This window comes from Ruthenibacterium intestinale (assembly GCF_040096265.1).
Lineage (GTDB): Bacteria > Bacillota > Clostridia > Oscillospirales > Ruminococcaceae > Ruthenibacterium > Ruthenibacterium komagatae.
Genome location: NZ_JBBMFA010000050.1, coordinates 25914 through 32555 on the forward strand (window position 1 = coordinate 25914; position 6642 = coordinate 32555).

7 protein-coding genes and 1 riboswitch are annotated in these 6642 nt (G+C 58.7%); of the genes, 1 reads left to right on the forward strand and 6 read right to left on the reverse strand.

Features of this window, described 5'->3' with window-relative positions; all coding sequences use genetic code 11:
- Positions 1-13 precede the first annotated feature (13 nt).
- The 6 genes from WMO24_RS02705 to WMO24_RS02730 form a co-directional block, all read right to left on the reverse strand.
- Positions 14-736: an amino acid ABC transporter ATP-binding protein gene (locus tag WMO24_RS02705; protein ID WP_349214754.1), complete on the reverse strand. Its 723-nt coding sequence runs from the start codon at positions 734-736 to the stop codon at positions 14-16.
- A complete protein-coding gene (locus WMO24_RS02710) occupies positions 723-1445 on the reverse strand; it encodes an amino acid ABC transporter permease (protein WP_349214756.1) in 723 nt (240 codons plus the stop codon). The genes WMO24_RS02705 and WMO24_RS02710 overlap by 14 nt, the downstream gene beginning before the upstream one ends.
- Before the next feature lie 66 nt (positions 1446-1511).
- Positions 1512-2369, reverse strand: a complete 858-nt coding sequence (locus WMO24_RS02715; RefSeq protein ID WP_349214758.1) for an ABC transporter substrate-binding protein — start codon at positions 2367-2369, stop codon at positions 1512-1514.
- Between the two features lie 267 nt (positions 2370-2636).
- Positions 2637-3263 carry a helix-turn-helix transcriptional regulator gene (locus tag WMO24_RS02720; RefSeq protein WP_349214759.1) on the reverse strand — a complete coding sequence of 209 codons (627 nt, stop codon included), beginning with the start codon at positions 3261-3263 and terminating at the stop codon, positions 2637-2639.
- A 99-nt stretch (positions 3264-3362) separates the two neighbouring features.
- Complete coding sequence (locus tag WMO24_RS02725; protein ID WP_349214761.1) at positions 3363-3869, reverse strand: YcxB family protein; 507 nt, start codon at positions 3867-3869, stop codon at positions 3363-3365.
- Positions 3870-3881: 12 nt separating this feature from the next.
- Positions 3882-5588, reverse strand: coding sequence for a M3 family oligoendopeptidase (locus tag WMO24_RS02730; RefSeq protein WP_349214762.1), 1707 nt, complete (start codon positions 5586-5588; stop codon positions 3882-3884).
- A 152-nt stretch (positions 5589-5740) separates the two neighbouring features.
- A riboswitch (THF riboswitch) is annotated at positions 5741-5838 on the forward strand.
- Positions 5839-5912: 74 nt separating this feature from the next.
- On the opposite strand from WMO24_RS02730, the gene WMO24_RS02735 reads away from it, so the two are divergent.
- The gene (locus WMO24_RS02735) at positions 5913-6464 is read left to right on the forward strand and encodes a folate family ECF transporter S component (RefSeq protein ID WP_349214764.1); all 552 of its coding nucleotides are present in this window, start codon (positions 5913-5915) and stop codon (positions 6462-6464) included.
- Positions 6465-6642: the final 178 nt, after the last annotated feature.

The window sequence follows — 6642 nt, forward strand, 5'->3', positions numbered from 1 at the left end:
CGCCTCCTGTATTTTAAAGCACTTTGGACAAAAACGCCTGCAAACGTGCGTTCTGCGGATGGGCGAAGAAATCGGCCGGCGCGTTTTGCTCCATGACCTGCCCCTCGTCCATGAACAGCACCCGGGTGGCCACCTCCCGGGCAAACCCCATCTCGTGGGTCACAATGACCATGGTCATTCCTTCCTCGGCCACTTCCCGGATCAGGTCCAGCACCTCGCCCACCATTTCCGGGTCCAGCGCGCTGGTGGGTTCGTCAAACAGCAGCACTTCCGGGTCCATGGCCAGCGCCCGCACAATGGCAATGCGCTGTTTCTGCCCGCCGGACAGCCGGCTGGGATAGGTGTCCGCCCGGTCCCACAGGCCGATGCGCCGCAAAAGCGTCTCGGCTTTGGCGTCCGCCTCGTCCTGGGTCTGCAATTTCAGCTGCACCGGCGCCAGCGTGATGTTCTGCCGCACGGTCAGATGCGGGAACAGATTGAAATGCTGGAACACCATGCCCACGTGGCGGCGCACGGCGTTGATGTCCGTGCTCTTGGCCGTGATGTCCTGCCCTTTGTACAAAATCTGCCCGCCGGTGGGCTTTTCCAGCAGATTCAGGCAGCGCAGAAAGGTGGATTTGCCGGAGCCGGACGGCCCGATGATCGCCACTTTTTCTCCCTGCCGGATGGTCTCGTTGATCCCCCGCAGCACCGGCACGCCCTGAAACTCTTTGGAAAGGTCTTTAATTTCGATCACTTTGTGCCATCCTCCTCTCCACGCGCTTTTGCACCGCGGTGATGGCGATGACCAGCAGCAGATACACCAGCGCCGCCAGGTACAGCGGCACACTGTTGAAGGTAATGCCGCGCACGCCGTCCGCCGCTTTGGTCAGGTCACGCACGGCGATGTAACCCGCCACACTGGTCTCTTTCAACAGGGCGATAAACTCATTAAACAGCGCCGGCAGAATGTTTTTCACCGCCTGCGGCAGCACGATGCGCCGCATGGTCACCCCATAGCTCAGCCCCAGGCTGCGGCCCGCCTCCATCTGCCCCGGGTCCACCGACCCGATGCCGCTGCGGGCCACTTCGGCCAGGTATGCGCCTGAGTTGATGCCGAACCCCACAATGCACACCAGCAGGCCGTCCGCACTGGCCAGCGCCACGGTATACAAAATCAACAGCTGTACAATTACCGGCGTGCCCCGGATGACGGTGGTGTACAGGCTGCACACCTTGCCCACCAGCTTCTGCAGGCCGTTTTTTTCCGGACCGCACCACACGCGCAGCAGCGCCACGGTCAGACCGATGAGAATGCCGATGGCCAGGGCACACACCGTGATCAGCAGCGTGTTGCCCAGGCCTTCCAGATATACCAGCCATCGGTCTTTGTAGACGGTGGCCTTATAAATGTCGTTCAGCACGGTCTGTCCCCAGGCCGTGAGATTGCTCCAGAACTGCTCCAAACCCCGCACCTTCCTTGAAAGGCGCGGGCGGCCATCCGCCCGCGCCGCGCTTTGTCAACTGCTCGCTCAGTTCTCCGAGGCCGCCGCTTCGTGCTCGGTCATGGACTGGGCAATGGCGTCCGCGTTTTCCGCGATCACCTGATTGGCCAGTTCCACCAGATCCTCATGACCCTTGGCCACCGCCAGCGCGTAATCTTCCTGGGTGACCATCTCTTCCAGCATTTTCAGCTGTCCGTCATAGGTTTTCACCAGGCTTGCCGCCGCCACATTGTCCAGCACTGCCGCGTCCGCCTTGCCGTTGGCCAGCGCCGACGCGCATTCCACGGCGTTTTTGAACTGCAGAAGGTCTGTCAGGCCCAGCTCTTCCTGCGCATAGATGTCGCCGGTGGTGGTGGCCTGCACTGTCACGGTGTATTCGCCGCTCTTCAGCTGCTCTACGTCGGTGATCTCACTGTCTGCCGGCAGCAAAAGCACCTGCCCCGCCGTGGCGTAAGTGTCGGTGAAATCCACCTGCTCGGCACGCTCCGGCGTCACGGTCATAGCCGCGCCGATCATGTCGCCTTTTCCGCTTTTCAGCGCCTCTACCAGCAGGTTGAAGTCCATGTCCAGCACTTCGTATTCCACGCCCAGCTCGTCGGCGATCATCTGTCCCACGTCGATGTCCACACCCGCGGGCTGACCGTCGGCGCCCAAATACTCAAAGGGCGGGAAGCCCGTGGCCGTCATCAGCGTGAACACACCTTTTTCCTTGATGGCGTCCAGCGTGGGCGTGGCGGATTCTCCCTCCTGAGACTCCGCACCGGCCTGTAAAGCCGAAGATACCGTGGACGCGGCTGTGGATGCCGAACTGGAATCCGCCCCGCCGCAGCCGGCCAGAGCCAGCACCATCAAAAACGCGCAAACCAATGCAAATTTCTTTTTCATCTTTACAAACCCCTTTCCATCCCCATGCGGTCCGCAGCCGCTTGTTTTGTGATGTTGTGAGTATTGTAATTGAATATTTATTCTATGTCAATGCATTTTTATTAATTTTGTATATAATTACAAGATTCCTCGGGAACCCCCTGATTTAATTAGCAATTTATGTATTTTTATTACAAATATGTAACTATATATTTTGTATATCTGCATTTTTATGCTTAAAATAAAAGAACAGTATGCATTTTTTGAATGCATACTGCTAAAATTTATTCATTTCTTCTTCATCCAAACACCCAGGCACACCACCGCGTATACCAGCATCGGAAGCGCCGCGGACAAAACAAGCTGCACCAAAATCGACCCGCTGCTGTTCAGCCAGGGCAGCAGACGCCGAAGGATCGCCATGCCCCACACACCTGCCAGCCGGGACGGCGCCAGAGCCATCGCCCATACGGCAGTCCGGTAAAATGCCCGCGGAGAGAAGGCGCATTCCCCTCTGGCCCGTCCTGCCTCAAACAGCGGGATGGACAAAAAGGACAGCGCTGCCGCCGGAAGTGCCAGCGCATCCGCATCTCCCAGGCTCAGCGGCCCCACGCCGCCCAGCGCGCACAAAAAGAGCACGCCCCACACCACAGCCGTCCCGCCGGCCAGAATCGCGGCAGCGCCCTGGCAGTATGGTCTCTTTCGGATGGTTTGCAGCGGCGCAAGCCCCAGCAAACTGTCCACCGACACGCTGTACAGCCGGCTGAGCGCCCTCAGCTTGTCCACATCCGGTGTGCTTTGCCCGGTCTCCCATTTGCTGACGGCCTGCCGGGACACCCCCAGCTTTTCCGCCAGTTTTTCCTGGGAAAGCCCTGCTTTCTCCCGCAGCAAAAGCAAATTCTGTTCCAATGTCATTGCAAGCGCCTCCTTTTTTCTTCATGATACAAAAAAGCCGCGCCCGTAGTCCACCAGGCGCGGCTGGAAAATGCGCAACCATCCGTTGCAATTTACGGTTCAGCGCACATTGGGCGCTTTGTGCCGCAGAAACGTGGGAAATCCTTCCACGTCGCCAACGGCAAACCCCGCCTTGGCAAGCGCATAGCAGTTTCCCTTGTCCGTGTACAAAAAGAAGAAATTTTTCGTCTCGACCCACCGCACAATGTGGCCGTACCCCATGTGGTCCGGCACACCCTGCGCAGAGATCTGGTTCACGGTAAATCCGTCGTCGTAAAACTGAATCAGCAGACGCATGTCCTCGCCGAACAGTGCGCGATATTTGTGGGTCTGGCGCGCCAGATAAATGGCCGGCGCCATGGCGCCCAGCAAAAACAGCACCAAACCCAGCACAAAAAACACCACCGCATGGGTCACTGCGTCGTGCGCCACCAGACCGGCGCCCACGCACAGCAGCACAAGACCGCCGACGATGAGCACGATCCGGTCCGCTTTATGCGCCACCGAAAAAATTTCCTCTGTGGCCTCTTTGCTCCAGATGGCCGTATTGCCAAACAACGGCTGCATGGTTCTCACTCCTCACATATTTTTTTGCAGCGCCCGGTCCTGCTGTTCGATCCAGTCGGCCACTTCGCCGCCCAGACGCCGCAGCGTTCCTTCCCGGAAGGGGCTTTCAAAGCCCGCGGCCGCCACCAGGCCCGGATAGCTCTCGGTGCCGGCCTTTTCCACCAGCGCCAGATACCGGTTCCAGGCATCCTCTTTGTCCTTCAGGAACGCGGTAAAGAACTGCAGGGCGACGGTTTGCGCCAAACAGTAGTCCAAATAGTAGAACGGCACCTCATAGATGTGCAGCTGCCGCTGCCAACCGGCGCCGCGCCCGTAGAAGGGCAGCCCGTCAAAATCGATCCAGGGCCGGTACTCCTTTTCCAGGCGGGCCCAGACCTCGTTGCGCTCATCACAGCTCATATCCGGATTGGCATACACGATGTGCTGAAATTCGTCCACCATGGTGCCGTACGGCAAAAAGCAGATGGCATCTTCCGCATGGGACAGCTGGTACCGGTCCGTGTCCTCCCGGAAGAACAGATGATGATAGTCGGAAGTCAGGAACTCCATGGACATGGAGTGGATCTCGCAGCTCTCCATGCCCGGCTCCTCCACAATGGCGGGCAGCTCGCGCTTGGCGGCGACCCAGGCGGCAAAGGCGTGGCCTGCTTCATGGGTCAGCACGTCCACATCATCGGCCGTGGCGTTGAAGTTGGAAAAAATGAACGGCTGTTTGTAGTCCGGCAGATACGTGCAGTAACCGCCGGGCGCCTTGCCGGGTTTTGAGAGCACGTCAAAGCACTCCGACGCGAACATCTCCTGAATAAAGGCCGCTGTTTCGGGGCTCAGCTCCTGGTACATTTTGCGGCCGGCCGCCAGAATTTCATCCGGCGTTCCCTTGGGCGCGGGGTTGCCCTGCGCAAAGCAGAAACCGTCGTCGTAGAACTTGGGGTCCTGCACGCCGGTGCGGGCGTGCTGCAGCGCCTTCAGGCGGGCCACCACAGGCACGATGTCCCGTTTGACGCCGGCCCGGTAGGCAGCCATATCTTCCAGCGTATAGCCAATGCGCCGCATGCGGATGGCGCCCAGCGGAATGAAGTTCTCATATCCCATGGCGCGGGCCTGCCGGGTGCGGTTTTTCACCAGCTTGTCGTACAGCTCGTCCAGTTCTTTCCGGTGACTGTCAAACCAGGCGCCCTCGGCCTCATAGGCGGCTTTGCGCACCGCCCGGTCCGGGTCCATTTTATACGGCGCCATCTGGCTCACGGTCAGCACCTTGCCGTCAAAGGGGATCTGCGCCGAAGCATACAGCTTCTGATAGGCGGTGGTCAGCCGGTTTTCCTCGGCCATCAGCTCCAGCACCTCGGGGGTCTGGCTCTTCACATCGATCTCCATTTTATCAAACACAATGGAGCCCAGCTTTTCCTCCATCTCCTTGCGGAAGGGCGATGCCAGCAGGGCGCGGTACACGTCCAGCTGCCGGTCCGCCAGAACCGGGCTGTTCTCATCAAAGAACTCCCGCTCTTTCTCATAAAAAGCATCCCGGGTATCCACCGTGTGGCGGATCTCCGCCAGAGTTGCCATCGTACTCACATGGCGGCACAGCGTATCAAAGCTGGCATACAAATCCAGCTGCGCCTCGGCGCTGTCCGCCGTCTCGATCTGCTCGCGCAGCCAGGTCAGCGCCGACAGCGTCTGCTCCAGGTCCGGGCGCGCGTACTGCATTTCACTGAATTTCATGAAGGCATCTCCTTGTCGTCGTAAATCTCTTCTATTTTAGCATGTACGGCCGCCGGAGAAAAGATACAAACTGTTCAAAGCTTTTCACGGCGAAGCGCTGTTTCTGTACAGAACTTGCAACCGGGCGCCGCACCTGCTATAATAGGGCCGAACGCAGAGTAGAGGCCTGCGCGTTAAGTGCCGTTCCGACGGGGAGTTGCGGGACGGACGAAAAGCACCGCTTGCGGTGCAGGCTTCGCATCCCGCTGCTGCATACCGGAACCGGAAGGCCCTGGGCCTTTTTGCCTCCTTTATGCGGCAACAAACGCATAAAGGAGGTTTTTTATGCTCGAAAAAAATCCGTTTGTCTCTCTGGCCGGCCGTCTGCGCGCCGGTCTGGAGGAAGTCCACCGCCTTTCCAGCATGGTGGGAACCGCCATGCTGGCCGCTCTTCATCTGGTCCTCAATCAGTTCACCTTTGCGGTGAGCCAGTTTCTGGAGATCGGCTTCACCTTTCTGGCCACCGCCTCGGCCGCCTATCTGTACGGGCCCTGGCTCGCGGGGCTGATGGGCATTGTCGCCGACACGCTGGGCTATTTTCTGCGGCCCAACGGCACCTATTTCCCCGGCTGGACGCTGAATGAATTTCTGCTGGGCTTTCTGTACGGGTGCTGGCTGTACAAAAAGCCCGTCACCCTCTGGCGTACCTTTGCCGCCTGCCTGTCCGCCGTGCTGCTGATCAACCTGTGCCTGACGCCCCTTTGGCTGCACCTTGTGTACGGCAACGCCTTTGTGATCACCGGCCTGCGCCTGGTAAAAAACCTGATCAAGCTTCCCATCGACACGTTGCTGCTGTACACGCTTTTGAAAGCGCTGCAGGCCCGCCGCAAAGGGTAAGTGCCGCGCACACTCCCCTCTCCCCGTGCATAGCATGGAGTGTGGCGCACATCTTTCTAAAAGCCGCCCGCCGGGCGGCTTTTTTTATCGCGCCGCAATCAAAAGACTAACTATTAAAAGTCAAGTCTAAAATGAAAGGTTTTTGAATGAATTGCAAAAATGCATTTCAGATATAGTT

Bases quoted from the DNA above. Each gene is read 5' to 3' on its own strand.
- WMO24_RS02715 (WP_349214758.1), bottom strand. From the start codon at position 2,369: ATGAAAAAGAAATTTGCATTGGTTTGCGCGTTTTTGATGGTGCTGGCT.
- WMO24_RS02720 (WP_349214759.1), bottom strand. From the start codon at position 3,263: ATGACATTGGAACAGAATTTGCTTTTGCTGCGGGAGAAAGCAGGGCTT.
- WMO24_RS02725 (WP_349214761.1), bottom strand. From the start codon at position 3,869: ATGCAGCCGTTGTTTGGCAATACGGCCATCTGGAGCAAAGAGGCCACA.
- WMO24_RS02730 (WP_349214762.1), bottom strand. From the start codon at position 5,588: ATGAAATTCAGTGAAATGCAGTACGCGCGCCCGGACCTGGAGCAGACG.
- WMO24_RS02735 (WP_349214764.1), top strand. From the start codon at position 5,913: ATGCTCGAAAAAAATCCGTTTGTCTCTCTGGCCGGCCGTCTGCGCGCC.